19 protein-coding genes and 2 tRNA genes are annotated in these 22,329 nt (G+C 70.9%); 2 read left to right on the top strand and 19 right to left on the bottom strand.

Translation table 11 applies throughout. The annotated features are described in order from the left end of the window. Positions 1-2: 2 nt before the first annotated feature. From AB0D29_RS00200 to AB0D29_RS00155, 10 genes are all read right to left on the bottom strand, one after another. On the bottom strand, positions 3-1,280 hold the full coding sequence (locus tag AB0D29_RS00200) for an ATP-grasp domain-containing protein (RefSeq protein ID WP_362851232.1): 1,278 nt from the start codon (positions 1,278-1,280) through the stop codon (positions 3-5). Continuing rightward, positions 1,267-2,241 carry an alpha/beta hydrolase gene (locus tag AB0D29_RS00195; RefSeq protein ID WP_362851230.1) on the bottom strand — a complete coding sequence of 325 codons (975 nt, stop codon included), beginning with the start codon at positions 2,239-2,241 and terminating at the stop codon, positions 1,267-1,269. The genes AB0D29_RS00200 and AB0D29_RS00195 overlap by 14 nt, the downstream gene beginning before the upstream one ends. 41 nt (positions 2,242-2,282) lie before the next feature. After that, on the bottom strand, positions 2,283-3,575 hold the full coding sequence (locus AB0D29_RS00190; protein WP_362851228.1) for an MFS transporter: 1,293 nt from the start codon (positions 3,573-3,575) through the stop codon (positions 2,283-2,285). Beyond that, entirely contained in the window at positions 3,572-4,822 is a 1,251-nt protein-coding gene (locus tag AB0D29_RS00185) for an ATP-grasp domain-containing protein (RefSeq protein WP_362851226.1), read from the bottom strand. The genes AB0D29_RS00190 and AB0D29_RS00185 overlap by 4 nt, the downstream gene beginning before the upstream one ends. Positions 4,823-4,965: 143 nt before the next feature. Then, on the bottom strand, positions 4,966-5,343 hold the full coding sequence (locus AB0D29_RS00180) for a Rieske 2Fe-2S domain-containing protein (protein WP_362851224.1): 378 nt from the start codon (positions 5,341-5,343) through the stop codon (positions 4,966-4,968). After that, positions 5,334-6,749 (bottom strand): iron-containing redox enzyme family protein, encoded by a 1,416-nt coding sequence (locus AB0D29_RS00175; protein ID WP_362851222.1) that lies wholly within the window; start codon positions 6,747-6,749, stop codon positions 5,334-5,336. Before AB0D29_RS00175 ends, AB0D29_RS00180 begins: the two co-directional genes overlap by 10 nt. A 63-nt stretch (positions 6,750-6,812) precedes the next feature. Next, on the bottom strand, positions 6,813-7,898 hold the full coding sequence (locus tag AB0D29_RS00170) for a class I SAM-dependent methyltransferase (RefSeq protein ID WP_362851220.1): 1,086 nt from the start codon (positions 7,896-7,898) through the stop codon (positions 6,813-6,815). A 250-nt stretch (positions 7,899-8,148) separates the two neighbouring features. Continuing rightward, positions 8,149-8,940 (bottom strand): 2OG-Fe(II) oxygenase, encoded by a 792-nt coding sequence (locus AB0D29_RS00165; protein WP_362851218.1) that lies wholly within the window; start codon positions 8,938-8,940, stop codon positions 8,149-8,151. Positions 8,941-9,021: 81 nt separating this feature from the next. After that, the gene (locus AB0D29_RS00160; RefSeq protein WP_362851216.1) at positions 9,022-9,576 is read right to left on the bottom strand and encodes a methylated-DNA--[protein]-cysteine S-methyltransferase; all 555 of its coding nucleotides are present in this window, start codon (positions 9,574-9,576) and stop codon (positions 9,022-9,024) included. A gap of 216 nt (positions 9,577-9,792) precedes the next feature. After that, a tRNA-Ala gene (locus AB0D29_RS00155) sits at positions 9,793-9,865 on the bottom strand. A gap of 160 nt (positions 9,866-10,025) precedes the next feature. On the opposite strand from AB0D29_RS00155, the gene AB0D29_RS00150 reads away from it, so the two are divergent. Together AB0D29_RS00150 and AB0D29_RS00145 are read left to right on the top strand one after the other, a co-directional pair. Further along, entirely contained in the window at positions 10,026-10,574 is a 549-nt protein-coding gene (locus AB0D29_RS00150; RefSeq protein WP_362851214.1) for a DNA-binding protein, read from the top strand. Between the two features lie 42 nt (positions 10,575-10,616). After that, entirely contained in the window at positions 10,617-11,888 is a 1,272-nt protein-coding gene (locus AB0D29_RS00145; RefSeq protein WP_362851212.1) for a protein kinase, read from the top strand. Here AB0D29_RS00145 and AB0D29_RS00140 read toward each other — a convergent pair. From AB0D29_RS00140 to gnd, 9 genes are all read right to left on the bottom strand, one after another. Then, entirely contained in the window at positions 11,875-13,200 is a 1,326-nt protein-coding gene (locus AB0D29_RS00140; protein WP_362851782.1) for a hypothetical protein, read from the bottom strand. The two genes, AB0D29_RS00145 and AB0D29_RS00140, sit on opposite strands and share 14 nt — an antisense overlap. 122 nt (positions 13,201-13,322) lie before the next feature. Then, on the bottom strand, positions 13,323-13,457 hold the full coding sequence (locus AB0D29_RS00135; protein ID WP_208809277.1) for a DLW-39 family protein: 135 nt from the start codon (positions 13,455-13,457) through the stop codon (positions 13,323-13,325). Between the two features lie 144 nt (positions 13,458-13,601). Next, positions 13,602-13,675 (bottom strand) — tRNA-Ile (locus AB0D29_RS00130). 118 nt (positions 13,676-13,793) lie between these two features. Then, positions 13,794-14,456 (bottom strand): DUF3566 domain-containing protein, encoded by a 663-nt coding sequence (locus AB0D29_RS00125; protein ID WP_362851210.1) that lies wholly within the window; start codon positions 14,454-14,456, stop codon positions 13,794-13,796. A 3-nt stretch (positions 14,457-14,459) separates the two neighbouring features. Further along, positions 14,460-17,075 (bottom strand): DNA gyrase subunit A, encoded by a 2,616-nt coding sequence (gene gyrA / locus AB0D29_RS00120; protein ID WP_362851208.1) that lies wholly within the window; start codon positions 17,073-17,075, stop codon positions 14,460-14,462. 43 nt (positions 17,076-17,118) lie between these two features. Further along, positions 17,119-19,179 carry a DNA topoisomerase (ATP-hydrolyzing) subunit B gene (gene gyrB / locus AB0D29_RS00115; protein ID WP_362851206.1) on the bottom strand — a complete coding sequence of 687 codons (2,061 nt, stop codon included), beginning with the start codon at positions 19,177-19,179 and terminating at the stop codon, positions 17,119-17,121. Positions 19,180-19,615: 436 nt separating this feature from the next. Beyond that, positions 19,616-20,149: a DUF721 domain-containing protein gene (locus AB0D29_RS00110; RefSeq protein WP_362851204.1), complete on the bottom strand. Its 534-nt coding sequence runs from the start codon at positions 20,147-20,149 to the stop codon at positions 19,616-19,618. Continuing rightward, positions 20,146-21,282 (bottom strand): DNA replication/repair protein RecF, encoded by a 1,137-nt coding sequence (recF, locus tag AB0D29_RS00105; protein WP_362851202.1) that lies wholly within the window; start codon positions 21,280-21,282, stop codon positions 20,146-20,148. Before recF ends, AB0D29_RS00110 begins: the two co-directional genes overlap by 4 nt. 89 nt (positions 21,283-21,371) lie before the next feature. Continuing rightward, complete coding sequence (gene gnd, locus AB0D29_RS00100; RefSeq protein ID WP_362851781.1) at positions 21,372-22,313, bottom strand: phosphogluconate dehydrogenase (NAD(+)-dependent, decarboxylating); 942 nt, start codon at positions 22,311-22,313, stop codon at positions 21,372-21,374. Between the last annotated feature and the right edge of the window lie 16 nt (positions 22,314-22,329).

Genomic DNA, 22,329 nt, shown 5'->3' with positions numbered 1-22,329 from the left:
CTCTACTCCTCGATGGACAGGAGGCGCTCCGCGGCGCGGACCGCCTCGTAGTCGCGCCGGATCTGCTCCTCGTCGGGGTGGGCGAGGATCACGAACCCGAAGTTGAGGCTGTCGACCAGGTCCCGGGTGGCGCGGACGTGGTCGCCGTCGTTCAGGCTCTGCACCGAGAAGTGGTGACTGGGCAGGTCACGGATGGAGTCCAGGGCCGCCGTGCCGGAGACGGTCCCGGTGCGGGGCGCGATGTGGAAGACGCACATCTGGTGCAGGAGCAGTTCGTAGCCCTGGGGAAGTTCGCCCCCGGTCAGCCAGCGCACGGTCCGGTCGATCTGGCTGTCGGAGGTGGCGTTGCGGTTGAAGCGCGGCTGGCCGCCGCCGTGCGGGCGGGCACCGAGCTCGATGAGCAGCGGCCCCTCCGCCGTGCCCATCACCTCGACGTGGGCCGAACCGAAGCGCAGGCCCACCGCGTCCAGGACGCCGAGGACGTACTCCGTGAGGCCCGGGATGGCCGGGTCGTCCGGGGGGAGCCAGCGCATGGTGTCGTAAACGGCCATGTGCGGGCCGTTGTCGACCTTGCGGTAGGCACACACGTCGACCACGGCGTGCTTCCCGTCGTGGCTGAAGGTGTCGATCACGTACTCGGTGCCGGTGACGAACTTCTGGACGATGAGCCGGTCGTCCGTCTCGCCGAACTGGTTGGTCCGGCCGAGCTGTCGGCCGAAGACCGCCCGCCAGTCCGTGCCGCCCGCCAGTTTGATCACGCCGTCGGTGCTGGCGCTCTTGGGCGGTTTGACCACCAGGTCCGCCCCGGCCAGGCCCTCGCGTTCCAGCCAGGCCGCCACCTCTTCGGCGTCGTCGGTGCAGATCTGCGGGATGACCGGCAGGCCGGCCGCCGCGACGGCGGCCGCCATGCTGCTCTTGTCCCGTCGGGCCGCGGCCAGTTCGGGCACGTTGCTGCGCGCGGGCACCACCCGGGGCGCGAGGCGCTCGGCCAGTTCCACCCCGGACTCGCAGCCGGCCAGGACGGCTCGCGGATCCAGCTCCCGCAACCGCTCGACGACCGGCTCCAGGTCCCCCTCGTACACGATGATCTCGGCGAAGTCCTGCGGCCGCCACGAGGAGGCGTACGCCTCCGGCGGGCGGGGGCCCGTGACCACCGCCACCACCGGCACGCCGTGTCCGGTCAGCGGCTCGGCGAAGAGGGCCCCCGAGGAGTAGGGGTCGACGATCACGCAGGGCCCGCCGCCCCGCGGTGCGCCCGTCCCCCGGTCAGCGTCCGTCACGGCCGGCCGCCTTTCCACCGTGACCGGCCGGCGCGGCCAGCGCGGCCACGGCTTCGCAGTAGCGCGCGAAGAACTCCCCGGCCGGTTCGCTGATGCGGCGGGCGCGCACCGGAGCGTGCACCATGCCCGGCTCCATGACGTAGGTCACCGGCGTCCCGTTCTGCCGCAGCCGCTCGGTGTACTTCTCGGCGTCGACGCGCAGCGAGTCCATCTCGCAGCCCACCACGTAGGCGGGCGGCAGGTCGTGGAAGTCGCCGGTCAGCAGCGGGGAGACGTACGGGTCCTCCGCCTGTTCGGGCTCGGGGCAGTAGCAGGCGGTGTAGAACTCCATCTCGCCGCCGGAGAGCAGGGGGGCGTCCTCGCCGCCGTGCCGCCACCGGGTGAAGTCCAGCACCGGGCTGATCACGGCCTGGCCGCGCAGCCGGGGGCCGCCCCGGTCGCGCGCCATCATCGAGAGGACCACGGCCATGTTGGCCCCCGAGCTCTCCCCGCAGAGCACCGCGGCCCCGGGGTCGATGCCGTCGAGCCCGAGCGCGGGCAGGTCGGCCAGGGTCGCGCACAGTCCGGCGTAACAGTCCTCCAGCGGCCCGGGGTACGGGTTCTCCGGGGCCATGTCGAAGTCCAGGGCGACCGCCACCAGACCGGTGCGGTCGGCGAGTTCGGCGACCAGGCTGTGGTGGCTGTGGAGCGAGCCGATGACGAAGCCGCCGCCGCGTATGTAGAACAGCGGGGCGTCGCCCGTGCGCCGGGCCGGTTCGTAGACGCGGATCCGGGCGGTACGGCCCTCGTGGGTGACGGTCGCGTCCCGGTGGCTGACCCCCTCGGGCACCGGGATGGGCAGCACCTCGGTCAACGCGTCGTACAGGGCGCGCTGTCGTTCGACGGGATAGGTGTAGAAGTCGGGTGGCAGGGCGCCGTCGACGGTCTCCACGAACTTCTCGATGCCGTCTGCGTAGGCCATGGGCAGCTTCGCTCACTTCCGGATGCGGGGCGGGGAGGTGCTCAGGGGGTTTCTGCGGTGGCCGGTGCGGGCTCGGCGGCCGGTTCCTTCTCGGCGGCCGGTGCTTTCTCGGCGGCCGGGGGTTCGGCCATGCCGAAGAGGGTGGCGACGACCGCCACCGCGGTCAGGCCGCCGCACAACCACCACACGGAGGCCGCCGAGGCCTGCCAGGCGGCGATGCCGATCACCGGGCCGACGGCGTAGCCGATCTGCATGGGGAACGCGCACGCGGCGATGTACCGGCCGCGCAGGTGTGCGGGGGCGACCCGGCCGGGCCAGGCCGAGGCGGTCGGAGTGCCGACGATCTCGCCGATCGTCCACACCACGGTCGCGACGACGAACATGGCCATGCCGGGGCCGGCCACGTACAGGTTCATGCCGACACCGACCAGACCGATGCCCAGGGCGACCGCGAACCGGGCCGGGAGGTGCTGCACGTACTTGGTGAACAGCAGCTCCAGGCAGATGACCATGGCCGCGTTCATCGACAGCAGGACCGAGTAGAAGGTCGGGCCGTGGCCGTCGGCCTTGAGCTGGAGCGGCAGGGCGGAGGTGTGCTGGATGTAGACGACGGCGTTGAGGAACAGCGCCAGCAGGAACAGCAGGTACCGCTTGTCCCGCAGCACGGCCGCGTACGACCGGCTGCCCTCCTCCGGCTTCGGCCCGGCGGAGGCGGCGGTCGTGCCGGTGCGGACCAGGACCAGCGCGAGCAGGGCGAAGCCGGCCTGCGCCCCCGCCTCGGCGTAGAACATCAGGTTGTACGAGTAGGTGATGAGCAGGGCGCCGATCAGCGGCCCCGCGGTGGTGCCGAGGTTGAACGCCATCCGGTAGACGGCGAACACCATCACGTGGTGTTCCTCGGGGGTGGCCTCCACCAGCAGCGCCGAGGAGGCGGGCCGGTAGGCCTGGGCCACCACGCCGATCACCGCGGCCACGGCGATCACCAGGGGCAGGGTGTCCAGGTAGACCAGGCTGAGCGTGAGCAGGCTGGCGAAGGCCATGGAACCGACGATGGTCCGCGCGTAGCCGATCCGGTCCGAGACCGAGCCGCCGACCAGGACGCCGACGACCGAGCCCACGCCGTACGCGCCGAGCGCGAAGGCGGCCGCGGAGGTGCTGAAGCCCTTGTCGGTGAGGTAGAGCACCAGGTAGATCTGGAGGAAGGTGCCCAGACGGTTGATCAGCATGCCGACCAGGACCAGCCAGATCGGGCCGGGGATCCCCCTCAGCGTCTCGGTGACGGAAGGCCGGACGGCCTTCTGCCCCTCCGGGGAGCCTTGTCCGGTGGTGCTCACGGAGCCGGCACCTCCACCGGCCGGGAGGCGACCTCCACGATCTCCGGGGTGCGCAGCAGCGCGGCGCGCGCCTGCTCGACGGAGTCGGACAGGGCGATCACGCGGGCGTAGCGGGAGATGTAGCCGCGGGGCGGCAGGCGCAGCACCGCACCGGGATCGACCATGGCCTCGGCGCTGTGCACGTCGGGACCGAAGCGGTCCTCGTGGACGGTCACGGCGTCGATCTCGACGTCCTCGTCGGGGTAGAGGAACGCGATCGCGGCGGCCTTGCGGTGCCGAGCCGCGGTGTCCGGCGTGCGGCCGGCGGCGGTGTCGGCCGCCGCCATCGCGACGTCGACCCCGGTGGCCAGCTGCCCGAGGTAGGGGATCATGTCGCCGCCGAGGCGGGCGTTGACCTCCATCAGGCGCAAGCCCCCGGCGGTGATGCGGAACTCGGTGTGGCTGACTCCCGTGTGGAAGCCGAGCGCGGTGTGCGCGGCGCGCAGCGCCTCCAGCAGCTCGGGGTCGGTCAGCAGCGGGTCGGCCCCGTCGACCTCGTGGCCCGTCTCCTCGAAGAAGGGCGCCAGGCCGACCTGCTTGCGGGCCACGACGAGGGGCACGCACTCGCCGTCGAAGAAGACCGCGTCGACGCTGATCTCCGGGCCGTCGGCGTACTCCTCCACCAGGACCGACACGTCGAAGACGGGCACTCCGGGGTAGGAGGCGCCGGAGGCGGCCCGGTAGGCGTTCTCCATGTCCTCGGGTCCGTCCGCCTTGCGCACGCCCATCCCGCCGGCCAGGCCGCGCGGCTTCACCACGACGGGGAACCCGATCTTCTCCGCCGCGGCCCGCGCCTCGCCCAGCGAGCGGACGCCGATCGAGACCGGCTGCGGGACCCGGGCCGCGTCCAGCGCGATCCGGGTGGCGTTCTTGTCCCGGCAGGCGGTCACCGCCTCGGGGGAGTTGCCCGGCAGCCCGAGCGCCTGCGCCACGTGGGCGGCCGGCGTGACCAGCCCCTCGTCGTAGCAGAACACCCCGGCCACCTCGTGCGCGGCGGCCACCTGGCGGGCGGCCTCGACCAGGGCGTGCGGGTCGGTGTTGTCGACGACCGTGCTCCCCGCCACGTACGGGTCCTCCCAGCTCACCGGTGCGGGCTGGAGGAGCCATAACGCGTAGCGCCGGCTCACCGTCCGCAGGATGAACTCCCTGCTGCGCCGGCCACTGCTCCCGATCAACAGCAGAAGGGGCTTCTCCCCGTCCCACGCCATGGTCCACTCTCCTCGTTCGTCGTCATGCGTCCGGCGGGTGCGGTGCGGGGCCCTCACGGCCCGGCACCGCACCCGCCATCACCTGTAGAACACCGGCCCGGCCCAGGGCGTTGCAGCCTCCCGCGGGCTTGGCCGGAAGGGGGTCAGACGGCCGCGCCGGGGCGGGCGAGTTCGGGCGACAGCGGCCGGTACTCCCGGCTTGTGACACCGCACGGCCGGCCGGATACCGCCGGCCGCCCGGCCGGCCGGCGGTCGGGGAAGACCGCGGTGACCCGGCTGCCGGCCCGTACCGCCGGGATCTCGGCGCGCAGCCGCGCCGCGGACGTCTTCCGGTCGTGCCAGGGGCAGACGAGCCGGGAGGCGTCCGGCGTCACGCCGGCCAGGTGCAGCGGACCGCCGCGGTGCGGGCACTCGGCGTTCATCACGAAGCCCCGGCCGTCGACCGTCGCGTACACGTACGACGTGCCCGCGACGACCACACAGTTGTCCCGCCCGGCGACGGGGAAGGTCACTACAGGCATTTCCGGTAGTCCCCCACCGAGTGGATCTCGTAGACGCACTCCTCGGACAGGATGTCGGCGCCGTGCAGCCGGTTGCGCCGGATGACCACGCCCTCGCCGGCCTCCAGGGTCAGCGAGGAGCCAAGCCCGCTCTCGAAGCGCATGGTGCCCGAGACGATGTGGCAGAGCTCGTCGCCCTCGTGGCAGTGGGTGTTCGACAGCTCGTTGAAGGGCTCGACCAGGTGCGCCACCGGCGCCTCCACCCGGCCCTCCCGGATGGCCTCGTAGACGCGACCGTGCAGCTTCTTGAGCTCCGGCTGGTCGTCCATCCAGCTGATCTGCGCGCAGAAGTCCTGGTCGGCGACCTCGAGGAGCACGCGGTACTCCTCGATGCCGCGGACGATCTCGGGGATGATCCCCTCTCCGTGCGCCTCGATCAGCGGCGCGATGATCTTCTCGCGCGCCATGCGGCCGTGGTGCTGGTCGATGTGGACGTGTTCGGTGAAGTAGGTGGTGTCGACGGAGTCGCCGAAGACGCCGTGCAGCAGCCGGTCGGCGCGCTGACAGAAGTCGACCAGCGAGCTCTCCGTGTAGAACAGCGCGCCCACGTAGCGGAAGAACAGCTCGTGGTTCTTGCCGAGGTAGTGGAAGTAATTGTTCAGCAGCAGGCTGCTGTTGAGGTAGTACTGCCAGTACCGGTGGAGGTCGGCCTGGAGGCCGACGGACTCCAGCGTCTGCTCGAACAGCGTGCTGTGCTTGGTGTCGTGCACGCCGTAGCCGTACTCGTCGATGACGACCTTGAACCACTCGGACTGGACGGGACCGTAGTAGCCGAGCACGTTGCGGATCATCGGCGACGCCTCGGAGAGGAAGTCGGCGGCGAACTGCACCAGCCACATCCGCGCCGCCCGCTCGGGGTCACCGGAGCCGGTGATGGCCTGCTCCACGGGCGTCCGCTCCTCGCCGCCGCCCATGTCGAGCGAGTCCAGGTAGCTGTCGAGGCTGGCCTTGGTCCACTTCCCGGAGGTCTCGACCTCGTCGTCGAGGAAGCCGAAGGCGTACCGCTCCAGGGCGGGGCGGACCCGCTCGCCGAGCGCGCGGTTGGCCGGGCTGTAGAACGCCCGGAAGTCCTCCTCCTTCCCCTTGAGCCCGGACTTGGGGAAGAACACCAGGTCGGCCTCGTATATGGAGGTGAGCAGGCGCTGCACGGCCAGGCTCGTGTAGTCGAGGACGTTCTCCCGGCCCGGCACCTTGTCGAAGTCGAGGTGCGGCAGCACCTGCGGCCGCAGCTGGCGCCGGTACGGATTGTCGTGGTTCTGCCAGTCCGTGTTGTCGAGGAAGATCGGATTCGTGGCGTACTGCACGATGGCGTCGCGCAGGGCGGCGCCGCTGAGCTCGAACGGGATGTGCGCGGGTACGTGACTCACTGCGTGCTCCTTGGTCCGGATCGCAAGACGTACGGCCGTGTGCCTGGTGGGCGGGCCGGTGGGTCAGATGTGCGCGCTGAGGGAGAAGTCGCTCCAGCGCAGGCGGAGGGGGACCGTCTCACCCGTCTTCACCGGCACCGGCTTCTCCAGGGGGACCCACCCCTGCATCCAGTGCGAGCGGGTGTTCTCCGGGGAGTTGCACAGGGTGGTGCCGTGCCCCATGTCCAGTTCGAACCAGACGACCAGGGCGTGCGCCTCCCCGTCGCCGCGTGCGACGAGGTCGACCGGGCGCTCGCCCGGCTCCAGGGCGTCCTCCGCCAGGTCGAACGCCAGCACCTCGGCGGCGTCGGACAGGAACCGGTGGGGCCAGGTGTTGAGCCGCACCGGGAGGTGACCGCGGGTGGCCAGCACGTTCATGAGCGAGACGTCGAAACCCTCGGCCGTCGTCACCTGGTTGAGCCGCAGGATGTCCTCACTGCTGACGAGCCGGCCGTAGAGCCGGCCCGCGGACGGGAGCATGATGCCGTCGGGTTTGAGCAGGTGCCGGCGCGCGTGCCGGATCGACGGCAGGAGGCCCTCGCCGATGAGACCGCAGTCGACGATCTCCGAGATCAGCACGTCCACCGGACCGTCGAGGTCGGGGCCGATCTCCAGCAGGTTGGACGGCTTCCCGATCACCGTGATGACATCGCTGAACCCGTGGGCGTCGACCACCTGACGGGCGACTTCCGCGAGCATCGGGTTCATCTCGCAGGTGATCACGCGCCCCGCGCCGGCCCGCGCCGCGGCCATGGCCAGCAGCCCGCTCCCCGAGCCGATGTCCAGGACGGTCGCCCCGGCCGGTATCCCCCGCTCCAGCGCGCCGACGAGGGCCTCGTTGCGCTCGGTGTCGTTCAGCATCGCGAAGTGCCAGCGGGGAACGGTTCTGCGGGCGATCCGCCCGAACACCTCGGAGTCGGTGGCCGCGCCGCCCGCCGGCGTCGTGAGCAGCGCGGACGCCTGCTCGGCGATCTCGTTCATCTGCTGCGCCAGCGTCTGCAGCGAGGCCGTGATCAGGCGGTGCTGCGAGCTGGTGGGCGCCGGACCTGGACCCTCCGGTCCGGCATCCTGCCTCGTCGTCGCGCCCTCCGCGCCCTGGACCTGCTGCATGTTCGCTCCTCCCGTTGAACCGCCGGATCAACCGTGGTGCACGAACGGGCGGCAAGATCCCCGCGCCGTCGCAAGGTCGACCGTACGGAAGGTCGGTGGTGCGGAACTCCAGCGATCCTCCAGCCGTACCGGCGGTTCTGCCAGGCATTGATTCCCGGTGGGTAGGGGTTGACCTGCGAACGTGCCGGTGCTGCCGGTTCACTGGAAGCAGGCGGCAGAAACCGGATCCCCGCGCCGGTTGATTCCGGCGCTATCGGGCGTCGTGGAAGATGACGCCCAGCACGTGGCGCTGCCCACCGGTCACGGAACTCACCCCGTGCCGCAGGGTCACCCGGCTCCAGCCGCGCACCGAGCGCACGGGCCGGTGGCTGACCGTGAAGATCATCCCCTGGCCCTGTCCGGGCCTCCTGACGAGCGGCCGGGACTGGGCGCGCGGGCGCTGCTCGACGAAGACGCTCTCGCCGCCGGTGAAGTCCTCGTCCGGGCGGTCGAGCATGATCGCCACCTGGAGCGGGAAGGTCAGGTCCCCGTAGACGTCCTGGTGCAGGCAGTTGTAGCCGCCCCGCTCGTACCGGAGCAGCAGCGGCGTCGGACGGTGCTGCCCGGCGGCCGCGCACGCCGCGATCAGTCCGTCGAACTCGGGGGCGAACGCCGGCTGCCCCAGGCGCCGCGCCCAGTCGTTGGCGATCCGGGCGAGCGGCGGGTACAGCTGCTCCCGCAGGTCCTGGACGAGCTCGGGCAGCGGGTACGAGAAGTAGCGGTAGAGGCCCTCCCCGAAGCGGTGGCGCGCCATCGTCACGGTGCTGCGGAAGGCGGAGGGATCGTCGAAGAGCTCCCGGAGGTTCCCGCACTGCTCCGCCGTCAGCAGCGGCGGGGTCAACGCCACTCCCTCCTCGTCCAGTTCGGCGGCCAGCGCCCGCCAGTCCAGGTTCCCCAGGGGCGGAGCGTCACCCGTCGCCGGGGCGCCCTGCGGCGGGTACGGGGTGAAGTCCGGGCCGGGCAGGTCGAAGCCCGGAAGCTGCGGGGGCTCGTAGACGCTCACGTGCTCTGCTTTCCGTAGCGGCGAGGGGCGGGGCGGGGAGGGGAGGGGAGGGAGGGGAGGGAGCGCAGGAGCGGGGAGGGCTCAGTGCGCGGACGGTGCGCCGGCCGCCTCCAGGGCGAGCAGATCGCGCTTGGCCTCCGGCCCTCCCGCGTACCCGCTGAGGCTCCCCGTGGAGCCGATGATCCGGTGGCAGGGCAGCACCACGCACAGCGGATTCGTGCCCAGCGCGGTGCCCACGGCGCGGGCGGCCCGGGGCCGGTCGAGGGCCTCGGCCAGCTGCCCGTAGGTCGCGGTCCGTCCGTACGGGACGAACTCGGGGAGCAGCAGATTGGTGCGCCGGCTGAACGGGGTGGCCAGTCGCAGGTCCACCGGAACGGTGAATTCCCGGCGCGCGCCGCTCAGGTACTCGTCGATCTGCACCCGGGCCTCGTCCAGCACCTTGAGCCCCGGCGCTCCCGCGTCCCCGGTCTCCACCGGCCCCAGTCCGGCCCGGCCCAACCGCTCCGCAGCGGTCTCCGCCGTGCCGTAGCAGCACAGGACGAGCGCGTCGTCCGTGGCTGCCAGCACGAGCGACCCCAGGCGGGTGTCGTGGAACGCCACCGTGGCGACGCCGGTGGAAGGGCTGGTGGTCGGCATGGCGCGACTCCTTCGTTCGTCGTGATCCTCGTGCAGCCCGCTCGCGTCCCGCTCGGGAGACCCACGAGGCGGCCGACGGTAGAAACACCGTCTCCGTGCGAACAGTTGCGGAACGCCGCGCGCCACCCTCGCCGGGCCCGTCCGCAGCGCCCGCACCGGAAACACAAAAAGGTCCCCCGACCAGCGTTTCCGCAGGTCAGGGGACCTTTGATGATGTGGAGCCTAGGAGATTCGAACTCCTGACATCTGCCTTGCAAAGGCAGCGCTCTACCAACTGAGCTAAGGCCCCGTGAACTGGACGCACCCGTCCCACGCGAGAAGGGGGTCGTTCCGCAGAACAGAGTACCGGGTGTACCCCCTCATCTCGCAAAATGATAGGGACTCCCGTCGTGCGACCACTCTCCGTAAGATGCTCGCGAGGTTCGCACCAGCGAAGGGGAGTAGTAAGAGTGGACGCAGTACAGCAAGAGGCCACGGCCAGAGCCAGAGAGCTTCAGCGCAGTTGGTACGGGGAGCCTCTGGGAGCGCTCTTCCGCCGGCTCATAGATGACCTCGGCTTGAACCAGGCCCGCCTCGCTGCCGTGCTCGGCCTGTCGGCGCCCATGCTGTCCCAGCTGATGAGCGGCCAGCGCGCCAAGATCGGGAACCCGGCCGTGGTGCAGCGCGTCCAGGCCCTCCAGGATCTCGCCGGCCAGGTGGCCGACGGGAGCGTCAGCGCCGGGGAGGCCACCGACCGGATGGACGAGATCAAGAAGACCCAGGGAGGATCCGTCCTGAGCAACAGCGGCCAGACCACCATCAGCTCCGGCGCACCCACGGTCAAGCGGGTCGTCCGGGAGATCCAGTCGCTGCTGCGCTCGGTCTCCGCGGCCGGCGACATCATCGACGCGGCGAACAGCCTCGCCCCCAGCCACCCGGAACTGGCAGAGTTCCTCCGGGTGTACGGCGCGGGCCGCACCGCCGACGCGGTCGCCCACTACGAGGCCCACCAGAACTGACGGCACGAGGGCGGACGACGGGGACGGGGGACGGGCGCAGCGATGGGTGAGATCTTCGCCGGTCGGTACGAGCTGATCGATCCGATCGGGCGCGGTGGCGCGGGTGCCGTGTGGCGGGCCTGGGACCACCGCCGTCGCCGCTACGTCGCCGCGAAGGTCCTCCTGCAGAGCGACGCCCACACCCTCCTGCGCTTCGTGCGGGAACAGGCCCTGCGGATCGACCACCCGCACGTGCTCGCTCCCGCCAGCTGGGCGGCCGACGACGACAAGGTCCTCTTCACCATGGACCTGGTCGGCGGTGGCTCCCTCGGGCACGTGATCGGGGACTACGGCCCGCTGCCGCCCCGCTTCGTGTGCCTGCTGCTCGACCAGCTCCTGTCGGGGCTGGCCGCGGTGCACGCGGAAGGCGTGGTCCACCGCGACATCAAACCGGCCAACATCCTGATGGAGGCCACCGGAACCGGGCGGCCGCACCTGCGGCTGTCCGACTTCGGCATCTCGATGCGCAAGGGCGAGCCCCGGCTGACCGAGACCGACTACGTGGTCGGCACCCCGGGCTATTTCGCTCCCGAGCAACTGCTGGGCGCCGAGCCCGACTTCCCCGCCGACCTCTTCGCCGTCGCACTGGTCGCCCTGTACCTCCTCCGGGGCTCCAAGCCCGACTCCCAGGGCCTCGTGGAGCATTTCCTGGCCCATGGCACCCCGGGCGCCCCGGAGGGCGTTCCCGCCCCGCTGTGGGACGTCCTCGCCGGTCTCCTGCAGCCGGACCCCCAGCACCGGTTCCGTACGGCCACAGGGGCGCGCAAGGCCCTTGCCGAGGCCGTGGAACTGCTGCCGCCGCCCGCCCCGGACGAGGATCCGGTGGAGGTGTTCGACCAACTCGGCCCGCTCCCGCCCGGTTTCGGCCCGCAGGGACCGGTGGCCACGGCCGCGGTGACCCCGCAGGCGCCCACCGCCGGGGTGGTGCCGCTCGGCGCGCCCGCCTCCGTGACGACGGCCGCGGAGCCCGCCCGTACCGATCCGCGCGGGACGGCGGCGACGGCGGCGCCCACGGCCGCGACCGCTCCCACCTCGCCGACGACCCCGTATCCGGCCGTCCCGGCCCAGGTGCCCGCGTACGGTCCCTCGGAGACGGGCAGCTTCCACCTGCCGCCGCCCTCACCGGCGACCGTGCCGACGCCCACGGCCTCCGCCGCCCCGCCCGTCCGGGCGGCCGGCGGCATCGCCAAGCCCCCGGCCAAGGCCGTGGCCTCGATCCTCGCCGCGGCGCTGCTCTGCTTCGCCGTGGGCGTCTGGGCCCTCACCCAGCTGTAGGACCGCGTCCGCGCCGCCCCAGCAGGGTCCAGCCGCCGAGTACGAGCAGCAGCGCGGTCCCGGTGCCGAAGCCGGCCCCGGCCACGACCCGCATCACGGACCGCTTGTCGGCGGCCTGCGCGGCCTCCGGCTCGGTCAGCCCCTCCTCGGCGGCGGTCCGGTCCGCCTCGCCCACCCCGAAGCCGCCCGCGGCCGGACTCCCCTTGTACGCGGGCGCCTTGGCCGGGGTGCCGCCGACCTCCAGCCGCAGGGTCAGCGGCACGGGCACCGCGTCCTCGGTGAAGTCGGCGACCTTCGAGCCCATCGTCACCGCGACGTAGTACCAGCCCGCGACGGCCACCGACCGCAGGGTCCGGTCGCCGGCGAAGCGGTTCTCGTAGACGACGGGAGGGGTCTTCCCCAGGGTGATCCCGGCCTGCTTGCCGTCGTAGGAGACGTCCTTGTCGGAGACGAGGCCCCGGTACGGGCTGTAGAGCGCGACGGTGAGCCCGCCCGAGGCGGAGCCGTACGTCTTGGTCATCCGGGCGGCGGCGAGTTCGGCGCCGACCCCCAGCTGCTGTCCCCAGTCCAGCGGGACCCGGTAGTAGCGGGTCTGGCCGGGCCGCATCTCGTCGCGCCACACACCGGCGCCGAGGGCGCGCGCGTCGTTGAAGCCGGTGCCCCCGGTGCGGCCCACCGCCTCGGTGCCGGGCAGGGCGGGGGCCCCGGAGGGCCAGCTGCTCGGCGCGGTGGTGGGAGCGCCCGCGCCGCGCCCCGGCTCCCGCTGGACCTTGATCTCCAGCGGCCAGGGGCTCTGGTCGTATCCCTTGGCCGAGGTGCGGGTGATCTTGGCGTAGTACACGCCGGCCGGTGCGCAGTCCTCGTCCTCCCCGCCCCACCGGACGCCGGCGGCGCTGATGGGGTAGGGGTCGTAGCCGAAGTTCGCCCGGCCGACGCTGTCCCGGCAGGAGCTCCCGGCGGTGGTCATGATCTCCACCTCGATGCCGTCGCCGCCGGACACCTTCGCGCCCGCCGCGGGCCGGACCACGGCGGAGACGTAGACGTTCGAGTCGTCCTTGTCCAGGACGAGCCGGTACACGCGCTCCCCGGGGCCGAGGGTGTCCTTGTAGACGCCGCCGGGCTCGATCTGCGGGGCGTCCGCGGTGGAGGGCTTGCCCTCGATCGCCCGGGCGCCGTCCGCGGCCCGGTACGTCGGGACCGGCTGCGGCTGCGTCCCCTCGGCGCGGGCGGCCGCCGGCAGACCGGCCGTCAGGCCCAGGGCCGCCGCCCCCACCACGGCTCCGAGCCGCACCGTCGTCCGCACCCGACCCATCACGCCCACCCCGAGTTTGCTAGCGCAAGCCAAATCTTTGCATAACGTAAGTTTTCGTCACAGAACAGCACAAAGCCCCGGCCGCAGCGGCAGCCGGGGCTTCATGGGATCAGCCTTGGGTCTCACACACCGGAACCAGAAGGCACGGAGTCAGTTGCCTCCGTCCACAGGTCCTGCTCGGCGCGGTCCGCCTGGATCTGGCGGTACACGAGGAGCCCGCCGATGGCGGCCAGTGCGACCAGGAGCAGCTTCTTCACCGCGCGACCTCGTCTTTCGTTGACGTAGGGGACTTCTGGCAGCCAACAATACACACCGACCGATACCGATCGGTGACCTGGGAAGCCACCAACTGGCCCTACGACAAAGACCCCCAGGCCTTGGCCTGGGGGTCTTCGACACTGTGGGGCTAACAGGATTTGAACCTGTGGCCTCATCCTTATCAGGGATGCGCTCTAACCAACTGAGCTATAGCCCCATCCGCGCTGCGCGCTGACTCCTGAAGATTAGCGCACAGACCCGGTCAGGCCAAAATCCGTTCCGACGGGGCGTCTGCGCAGGTCATCCGACCCCTTGCAGCCGCTTCGGCGAAGGCCCTACTCGTCCTCGGCGAGGGTCAGCTCCACACCGCCGACGAAGCCCGCCGACAGGTTGTAGATGAAAGCGCCCAGCGTCGCCAGTGCCGTCGCCAGCACCACGTCGATCACCGCGATCACCGACGTGAAGGTCAGCACCCGCGGAAGCGACAGGAACGACTGGAGGTCGAAGCCGTTGCTCTCGTTCGAGCCGGTCGCCTCGCTGATCGTGCCGCCGACGGTCGAGAAGACGCCCATCGCGTCCATGACCATCCACAGCACCGCCGCCGCCACGATCGTGCAGATGCCCAGCGCGATCGACAGCAGGAAGCTGACCTTCATCACCGACCACGGGTCGGCCTTGGCCACCCGCAGCCGCGCCTTGCGCGTCCTGGGCGTCGTACGGACCCCAGGACGCGGCTTGCGCTGCGCGGCGGCTCCGCCGTTCGCCCGCGGCGTCCCCGGGCCCGAGGGCGCCGCGTAGGCCTGCGGCGGCTGGTACGGCGGCGGCGCGGGCCGGTCCTGGCCGGCTTCCGCGCCGGCCGTCGGCTGCGGCCCTCGGGTGTCCGTCACGGCGATCCCCCTGCCCTCGGCGGTGGCATCGCCACCCTGGGAGTCCGCGGCGGGGCCACGGGCACCGTTCGCCCCAGTCTTGGCCGGTCCGGCGCCCGTGGCTCCACTCACGACTTACTCCTCGTGCTCCCCGGCCGAAGGCTGCGTGCCCTCGGCGGCCTCGGCGGCCTGTCCGTCGGCCACCTCGGTGTCGTTCTCGTCGGCCTCGACCTCGTCAGCTTCCTGACCGGCCTCGGCGTTACGGGCGATGCCGACCACGGCATCGCGCTTGCCCAGGTTGATCAGCTGGACGCCCATGGTGTCACGGCCGGTCTCCCTGACTTCGTTGACGCGCGTACGGATCACACCACCGCCGAGCGTGATGGCGAGAATCTCGTCCGTTTCGTCCACCACGAGCGCCCCTACGAGCGACCCGCGGTCCTCCACGATCTTCGCGGCCTTGATGCCCAGACCGCCACGACCCTGGACGCGGTACTCGTCCACCGGCGTCCGCTTGGCGTAGCCGCCGTCGGTCGCGGTGAAGACGAACGTACCCGGCCTCACAACGCTCATGGAGAGCAGTTCGTCACCTTCGCGGAAACTCATGCCCTTCACGCCCGAGGTCGCGCGGCCCATCGGGCGCAGCGCGTCGTCGGTCGCCGTGAAGCGGATCGACTGCGCCTTCTTGCTGATCAGCAGCAGGTCGTCCTCGGAGGACACCAGCTCCGCACCGATCAGCTCGTCATCGCTGCCGTCCCCGGTCTCCCGGAGGTTGATGGCGATCACACCACCCGAACGGGGCGAGTCGTAGTCCTTGAGCGCCGTCTTCTTCACCAGGCCGCCCTTGGTGGCCAGGATCAGGTAGGGCGCCGCCTCGTAGTCGCGGATGGCGAGGATCTGCGCGATCTTCTCGTCCGGCTGGAAGGCCAGCAGGTTCGCCACGTGCTGCCCGCGGGCGTCACGGCCGGCGTCCGGGAGCTCGTACGCCTTGGACCGGTAGACCCGGCCCTTGTTCGTGAAGAACAGCAGCCAGTGGTGCGTGGTGGAGACGAAGAAGTGGTCGACCAGGTCGTCCTGCTTCAGCTTCGTGCCGCGCACGCCCTTGCCGCCGCGCTTCTGCGAGCGGTAGTCCTCGGTCTTGGTGCGCTTGACGTAGCCGCCGTGCGTGATCGTGACGACGATGTCCTCTTCGGCGATCAGGTCCTCGATGGACATGTCACCGTCGAAGGGCACCAGCTTGGAGCGCCGGTCGTCGCCGAACTTCTCGACGATCGCCGCCAGTTCCTCGCTCACGATGGAGCGCTGACGCTCCTCCGAGGCCAGGATCGCGTTGTACTCGTTGATCTTGGCCTGGAGCTCGTCGTGCTCGGCGACGATCTTCTGCCGCTCCAGGGCCGCGAGGCGGCGGAGCTGCATCTCCAGGATCGCGTTCGCCTGGATCTCGTCGATCTCCAGGAGGCCCATCAGGCCCTCGCGCGCGATCTCGACCGTGTTGCTGCGCCGGATCAGCGCGATGACCTCGTCGATCGCGTCCAGCGCCTTGAGCAGACCGCGCAGGATGTGCGCGCGCTCCTCCGCCTTGCGCAGGCGGAACTTCGTACGCCGGACGATGACCTCGATCTGGTGCGTCACCCAGTGGCGGATGAAGGCGTCGATCGACAGCGTGCGCGGCACGCCGTCCACCAGCGCCAGCATGTTCGCGCCGAAGTTCGTCTGCAGATCGGTGTGCTTGTAGAGGTTGTTGAGCACGACCTTGGCGACGGCGTCCCGCTTCAGGACGATCACCAGGCGCTGGCCGGTCCGCGACGAGGTCTCGTCACGGACGTCGGCGATGCCGCCGACCTTGCCGTCCTTCACCAGGTCCGCGATCTTCTGCGCGAGGTTGTCGGGGTTGGTCTGGTACGGCAGCTCCGTGACCACCAGGCACTGGCGGTTCTGGATCTCCTCGACCTCCACCACCGCGCGCATCGTGATGGAGCCGCGACCGGTCCGGTACGCCTCCTCGATGCCCTTGCGGCCCACGACCAGGGCGCCCGAGGGGAAGTCCGGGCCCTTGATCCGCTCGATGAGCGCGTCCTGGAGCTCCTCGTGCGAGGCCTCCGGGTGCTCCAGCGCCCACTGGGCACCGGCCGCGACCTCGCGCAGGTTGTGCGGCGGGATGTTGGTCGCCATGCCGACCGCGATGCCGGCGCTGCCGTTGACCAGCAGGTTCGGGAAGCGCGCCGGCAGGACCGTCGGCTCCTGGTTGCGGCCGTCGTAGTTGTCCTGGAAGTCGACGGTCTCCTCGTCGATGTCCCGGAGCATCTCCATGGCCAGCGGCATCAGCTTGCACTCGGTGTAGCGCATCGCGGCCGCCGGGTCGTTGCCCGGAGAGCCGAAGTTGCCGTTGCTGTCCACCAGCGGCATGCGCATCGACCACGGCTGGGCCAGGCGGACCAGGGCGTCGTAGATCGAGCTGTCACCGTGCGGGTGGTACGTGCCCATGACGTCGCCGACGACGCGGGCGCACTTGTAGAAGCCCTTCTCGGGCCGGTAGCCGCCGTCGTACATCGCGTACAGCACGCGGCGGTGCACCGGCTTGAGGCCGTCGCGCACGTCCGGCAGGGCGCGCGAGACGATGACGGACATCGCGTAGTCGAGGTAGGAGCGCTGCATCTCCGTCTCGAGCCCGACGGGCTCGATGCGCAGCACGGGCTGCTCCTCCGCGGAGTTCTCGGCGTTCTCTGCGGTGGGGGTGGTTTCGTCGGCCATTGCTGGTCAGAAGTCCTTTCAGGCGGCGGTCAGCGGAGCCGACTCAGATGTCGAGGAACCGAACGTCCTTGGCGTTGCGCTGGATGAAGGAGCGCCGGGCCTCGACGTCCTCACCCATCAGCACGGAGAACAGGTCGTCGGCCTGCGCCGCGTCGTCCAGGGTGACCTGGCCGAGGACGCGGTGGTCCACGTCCATGGTGGTGACGCGCAGCTCCTCGGCGTTCATCTCGCCCAGACCCTTGAAGCGCTGGATCGAGTCTTCCTTGATCCGCTTGCCGTTCTGCTTGCCGAGCTCCACCAGCGCGTCGCGCTCGCGGTCCGAGTACGCGTACTCGAAGTCGTCCCGGCCCCACTTGATCTTGTAGAGCGGCGGGCGCGACAGGTACACGTGGCCGGCCTCGACCAGCGGGCGCATGAAGCGGAAGAGGAAGGTCAGCAGCAGGGTGTTGATGTGCTGGCCGTCGACGTCGGCGTCCGCCATCAGGATGATCTTGTGATAGCGGAGCTTCTCGATGTCGAAGTCCTCGTGCACACCGGTACCGAAGGCACTGATCAGCGCCTGGACCTCGGTGTTCTGGAGGATCTTGTCGATCCGGGCCTTCTCGACGTTCAGGATCTTGCCGCGGATCGGCAGGATGGCCTGGTACATCGGGTTGCGGCCGGACTTCGCGGAGCCACCGGCCGAGTCGCCCTCGACGATGAAGATCTCGCACTTGGTCGGGTCGTTCGACTGGCAGTCGGACAGCTTGCCCGGCAGCGAGGCGCTCTCCAGCAGACCCTTGCGACGGGTCAGGTCACGGGCCTTGCGGGCCGCGACGCGCGCCGTGGCCGCCTGGATCGACTTGCGGATGATGTCCGCGGCCTCGACCGGGTTGCGGTCGAACCAGTCGTTCAGGTGCTCGTGGACGACCTTCTGCACGAAGGTCTTGGCCTCGGTGTTGCCCAGCTTGGTCTTCGTCTGGCCCTCGAACTGGGGCTCGCCCAGCTTCACCGAGATGATCGCCGTCAGACCCTCGCGGATGTCCTCGCCGGCGAGGTTGTCGTCCTTCTCGCGCAGCAGCTTCTTGTCGCGCGCGTAACGGTTCACCAGACCCGTCAGCGCCGCACGGAAGCCCTCCTCGTGCGTACCGCCCTCGTGCGTGTGGATCGTGTTCGCGAAGGAGTAGACGCCCTCGGTGTACTGCGAGTTCCACTGCATCGCGATCTCGACCGAGAGCATGCGCTCCTTGTCCTCGGCCTCGACGTCGATGACGGTCGGGTGGATGAGCTCGCCCTTGCGGGAGTTCAGGTACTTCACGAAGTCGACGATGCCGCCCTCGTAGTAGTACTTGACCGTGCGCGCGGTGGGCTCGGCCGTGTCCGCGTCGGGGTCGTCGGCGCCGACGGTGGCCTTCGCGGACTCGCGCTCGTCGGTCAGCGACAGGGTCAGGCCCTTGTTGAGGAAGGCCATCTCCTGGAAGCGCCGCGACAGCGTCTCGAAGGAGTACTCGGTCGTCTCGAAGATGTCGCCGTCGGCCCAGAAGGTGACCGAGGTACCGGTCTCCTCGGTCTCCTCGTTCTTGGCCAGCGGGGCCGTCGGCACGCCCAGCTTGTAGTCCTGGGTCCAGCGGTGGCCGTCCGTCTTGACCTCGACCGCGACCTTGGTCGACAGGGCGTTCACGACGGACACACCGACGCCGTGCAGACCGCCGGAGACGGCGTAGCCGCCACCGCCGAACTTGCCGCCCGCGTGCAGGACGGTCAGGACGACCTCGACGGCCGGCTTCCCCTCGGACGGCACGATGCCGACCGGGATGCCGCGGCCGTTGTCGATGACCCGGACGCCGCCGTCGGCGAGGATCGTCACGTCGATGGTGTCCGCGTGCCCGGCCAGGGCCTCGTCGACCGAGTTGTCCACGACCTCGTACACGAGGTGGTGGAGCCCGCGCTCACCGGTCGAGCCGATGTACATGCCTGGCCGCTTGCGGACCGCGTCCAGGCCCTCGAGGACCTGGATCGCACTGGCGTCGTACGAGGCGGTTACCTCGCCGTTCCCGCCGGCTGTGGACTGGTTGTCGTTGGGGTTGCCGGAATCGGCCACGAAGCGCCCTTTCTGGCACAGCACAGGCCGTACTCCGGGCCAGCAGGCATGCAAGCAGGAGCGGCTGCGTCGATCTGCGTTGTCAGCGTGTATCAGCTAGATCCCGCAAGCGGGCGGGATTCGCTTCAGTCTACCGGTACCACGGACATGAATGGGGGTTTGCCGGTACCTGAGTCCGCATGTGCCGCCCTGAACCTCCTCTCTCCGACTCCCCACATCCGGGAAGGGGCTCAAAGAGGCTCACACGGGCACCCAGCGCTTCGGCCTGTCAACCTCCGGCTACCGTGAGGGACGCCACCCAGAACAACCGATCTTCAACGCCTCAGGGCCGTTCCGGTCCCGCCGAACACTCCAGCCCGCCGGGGGCCAATCCAGCCCCGCCGGCGTTTGAGGCGCGGGGTCCGGGGCGGAGCCCCGGGTCCCGGCGCAGCCGGGCTCGGCCCCGCAGGGCCGCGGCGGCCTAGCCGTAGGTGTCGCCGGGGCCCTTGCTGCCCGGCGCCCGCCACGGCCCGTAGCCCTTCGGCCGCCCCCCGGGCCCCTGCACCTTGATCATCCGCACCGTCCCCTGCCCCAGATCCGCGTTCAGCCGCGCCACCAGCTGCGGCGCCAGCAGCTTCAGCTGCGCCGCCCACGCCGAGGAATCGCACCGCACGACAAGCTCACGGTCCTCGTACCGCTCCGGTTCACAGTGCGCCGCGATCTCCGGGCCGACGATCTCCGGCCAGCGCTCCATCACGCCCGCCACCGCCATCGGCATCTCCCAGCCGCGTTCGGTCCGCAGCCGGTCCAGCGCCGCCATCAGCGGCATCGGGTCCCGGCCGTCCGCGCGGGCCCCCGAGCGCAGCCCCGGCTGCCGGCCCTTCTTGGCGCCGGCCGCGTTGCCGCGGGCCCGCGCCTGCTCCCGCGCGGCCGCGAGGGCCTGGCGGGCGAGGTCCACCCCGGAGACCTCCGGGACCTTGCGGCCCTCCTGTGGGTTCTTTCCCTGCTCGCTCACAGCCGGGTCACCTCACCGCCGGACACCCCGAACCGCGTTCCCACCAGCACCCCCGGGACGTCGTCGTCCACCGCCGCCGTCACCAGCACCTGTTCGCCCGGCGCCACCAGCTCCGCCAGCCGCTCCCGGCGCCGCGTGTCCAGTTCCGCGAACACGTCGTCCAGGATCAGCACCGGCTCGCTGCCCTCCGAGCGCAGCAGCTCGTACGAGGCCAGCCGCAGCGCCAGCGCGTACGACCACGACTCGCCGTGGCTCGCGTACCCCTTCGCCGGCAGCTCCCCGAGCCGCAGCAGCACGTCGTCGCGGTGCGGGCCCACCAGGGTCACGCCGCGCTCCATCTCCTGCTTGCGGACGTCCGCCAGCGCGGCGAGCAGCACCTCGTAGAGCGCCTCGCGGGTGCGCGCGGTGCCGCTGTCCACCGGTTCGCCGGCCGAGGACTTGTACGCCAGCCCCAGCGGGCCGCCACCGGGCGCGAGCTGCTCGTACGCCTTGTCCGCGAGCGGCAGCAGCGTCGCGATCAGATCCAGCCGCTGCGCGAGCAGCTCCGCGCCCGCGCGCGCGAGGTGCTGGTCCCACACGTCGAGGGTGGACATGTCCATCGAGCGGCCGCCGTGCCTGCGCGCCATCGCCGCCGACTTCAGCAGGGTGTTGCGCTGCTTGAGCACCCGCTCGTAGTCGGAGCGGACGGCCGCCATCCGCGGCGAGCGCGCGGTGACGAGCTCGTCCAGGAACTTCCGCCGCTCCCCGGGGTCGCCCTTGACCAGGGCCAGGTCCTCCGGCGCGAACAGCACCGTGCGTACGATCCCCAGCACGTCCCGCGGCCGGACCTGCGAGGACCGGTTGATCCGGGCCCGGTTCGCCCGCCCCGGGTTCAGCTCCAGCTCCACCAGCTGCTGGCGCTCGCCCTGGGTGACGGCCGCGCGGATGATCGCCCGGTCCGCGCCCATCCGTACGAGGGGGGCGTCGGCGGAGACCCGGTGGCTGCCCAGCGTCGCGAGGTAGCCGATCGCCTCGACGAGATTGGTCTTGCCCTGGCCGTTGGGACCCACGAAAGCGGTGACGCCCGGGTCGAGGGGAACCTCGGCCCGGGCGTACGAGCGGAAGTCGGCCAATGAGAGATGCGAAACGTGCATACGGCGCCGACCTCCCCCGGCTTCCCACTACTCGCTGTGGTGCTGTGCTGCTGGTGGCTGCCGTTGATCCTCTGCAGCCCTGTGACCTGCTAAGCCTTCTCGACCGCGTGGCCGCCGAACTGGTTGCGCAGCGCGGCGATCATCTTCATCTGCGGGGAGTCGTCCTGCCGCGAGGCGAACCGCGCGAACAACGACGCGGTGATCGCGGGCAGCGGTACGGCGTTGTCGATCGCCGCCTCCACCGTCCAGCGGCCCTCGCCCGAGTCCTGCGCGAAGCCGCGCAGCTGCTCCAGGTGCTCGTCCTGGTCGAGGGCGTTCACGGCCAGGTCCAGCAGCCAGGAGCGGATGACGGTGCCTTCCTGCCAGGAGCGGAAGACCTCGCGGACGTCGGTGACCGAGTCCACCTTCTCCAGGAGCTCCCAGCCCTCGGCGTAGGCCTGCATCATGGCGTACTCGATGCCGTTGTGGACCATCTTCGCGAAGTGGCCCGCGCCGACCTTGCCGGCGTGTACGGCGCCGAAGTCACCCTCGGGCTTGAGGGCGTCGAAGATCGGCTGGACCCGCGAGACGTGGTCCTTCTCGCCGCCGTACATGAGGGCGTAGCCGTTCTCCAGGCCCCACACGCCGCCGGAGACACCGCAGTCGACGAAGCCGATGCCCTTGGCCGCCAGCTCCGCCGCGTGCTTCTCGTCGTCGGTCCAGCGGGAGTTTCCGCCGTCGACGACGATGTCGCCGATCGAGAGCAGCTCCGCGAGCTCGTCGACGGTGGACTGGGTCGCCGCACCCGCCGGGACCATCACCCACACGACGCGGGGGGCCTGCAGGCTGTCCACAAGTTCCCGCAGGCTGTGGACATCGGCGAGGTCCGGGTTGCGGTCGTATCCGATGACGGTGTGGCCTGCGCGGCGGATGCGCTCGCGCATGTTGCCGCCCATCTTGCCGAGACCGACGAGACCAAGCTCCATCAGGTGGTTCCTTAAGCGTTGTGGCCGTCTTTGCCGGGGCGTCCGTGGATCCCGGGGACACCCCAGGCCCCGAGCCTACGCC

Source organism: Streptomyces sp. NPDC048424 (assembly GCF_040651555.1).
In the GTDB taxonomy this organism is placed as follows: domain Bacteria; phylum Actinomycetota; class Actinomycetes; order Streptomycetales; family Streptomycetaceae; genus Streptomyces.
This window is presented reverse-complemented; position numbering and strand designations above follow the sequence as displayed.

What these genes read in the sequence shown, in the direction of transcription:
- AB0D29_RS00185 (WP_362851226.1), bottom strand. Translation starts at nt 4,822, where the DNA reads ATGGCGTGGGACGGGGAGAAGCCCCTTCTGCTGTTGATCGGGAGCAGT.
- AB0D29_RS00170 (WP_362851220.1), bottom strand. Translation starts at nt 7,898, where the DNA reads ATGCAGCAGGTCCAGGGCGCGGAGGGCGCGACGACGAGGCAGGATGCC.
- AB0D29_RS00140 (WP_362851782.1), bottom strand. Translation starts at nt 13,200, where the DNA reads ATGGGTCGGGTGCGGACGACGGTGCGGCTCGGAGCCGTGGTGGGGGCG.
- gyrA (WP_362851208.1), bottom strand. Translation starts at nt 17,075, where the DNA reads ATGGCCGACGAAACCACCCCCACCGCAGAGAACGCCGAGAACTCCGCG.
- AB0D29_RS00145 (WP_362851212.1), top strand. Translation starts at nt 10,617, where the DNA reads ATGGGTGAGATCTTCGCCGGTCGGTACGAGCTGATCGATCCGATCGGG.
- AB0D29_RS00160 (WP_362851216.1), bottom strand. Translation starts at nt 9,576, where the DNA reads ATGCCGACCACCAGCCCTTCCACCGGCGTCGCCACGGTGGCGTTCCAC.
- recF (WP_362851202.1), bottom strand. Translation starts at nt 21,282, where the DNA reads ATGCACGTTTCGCATCTCTCATTGGCCGACTTCCGCTCGTACGCCCGG.
- AB0D29_RS00195 (WP_362851230.1), bottom strand. Translation starts at nt 2,241, where the DNA reads ATGGCCTACGCAGACGGCATCGAGAAGTTCGTGGAGACCGTCGACGGC.
- AB0D29_RS00180 (WP_362851224.1), bottom strand. Translation starts at nt 5,343, where the DNA reads ATGCCTGTAGTGACCTTCCCCGTCGCCGGGCGGGACAACTGTGTGGTC.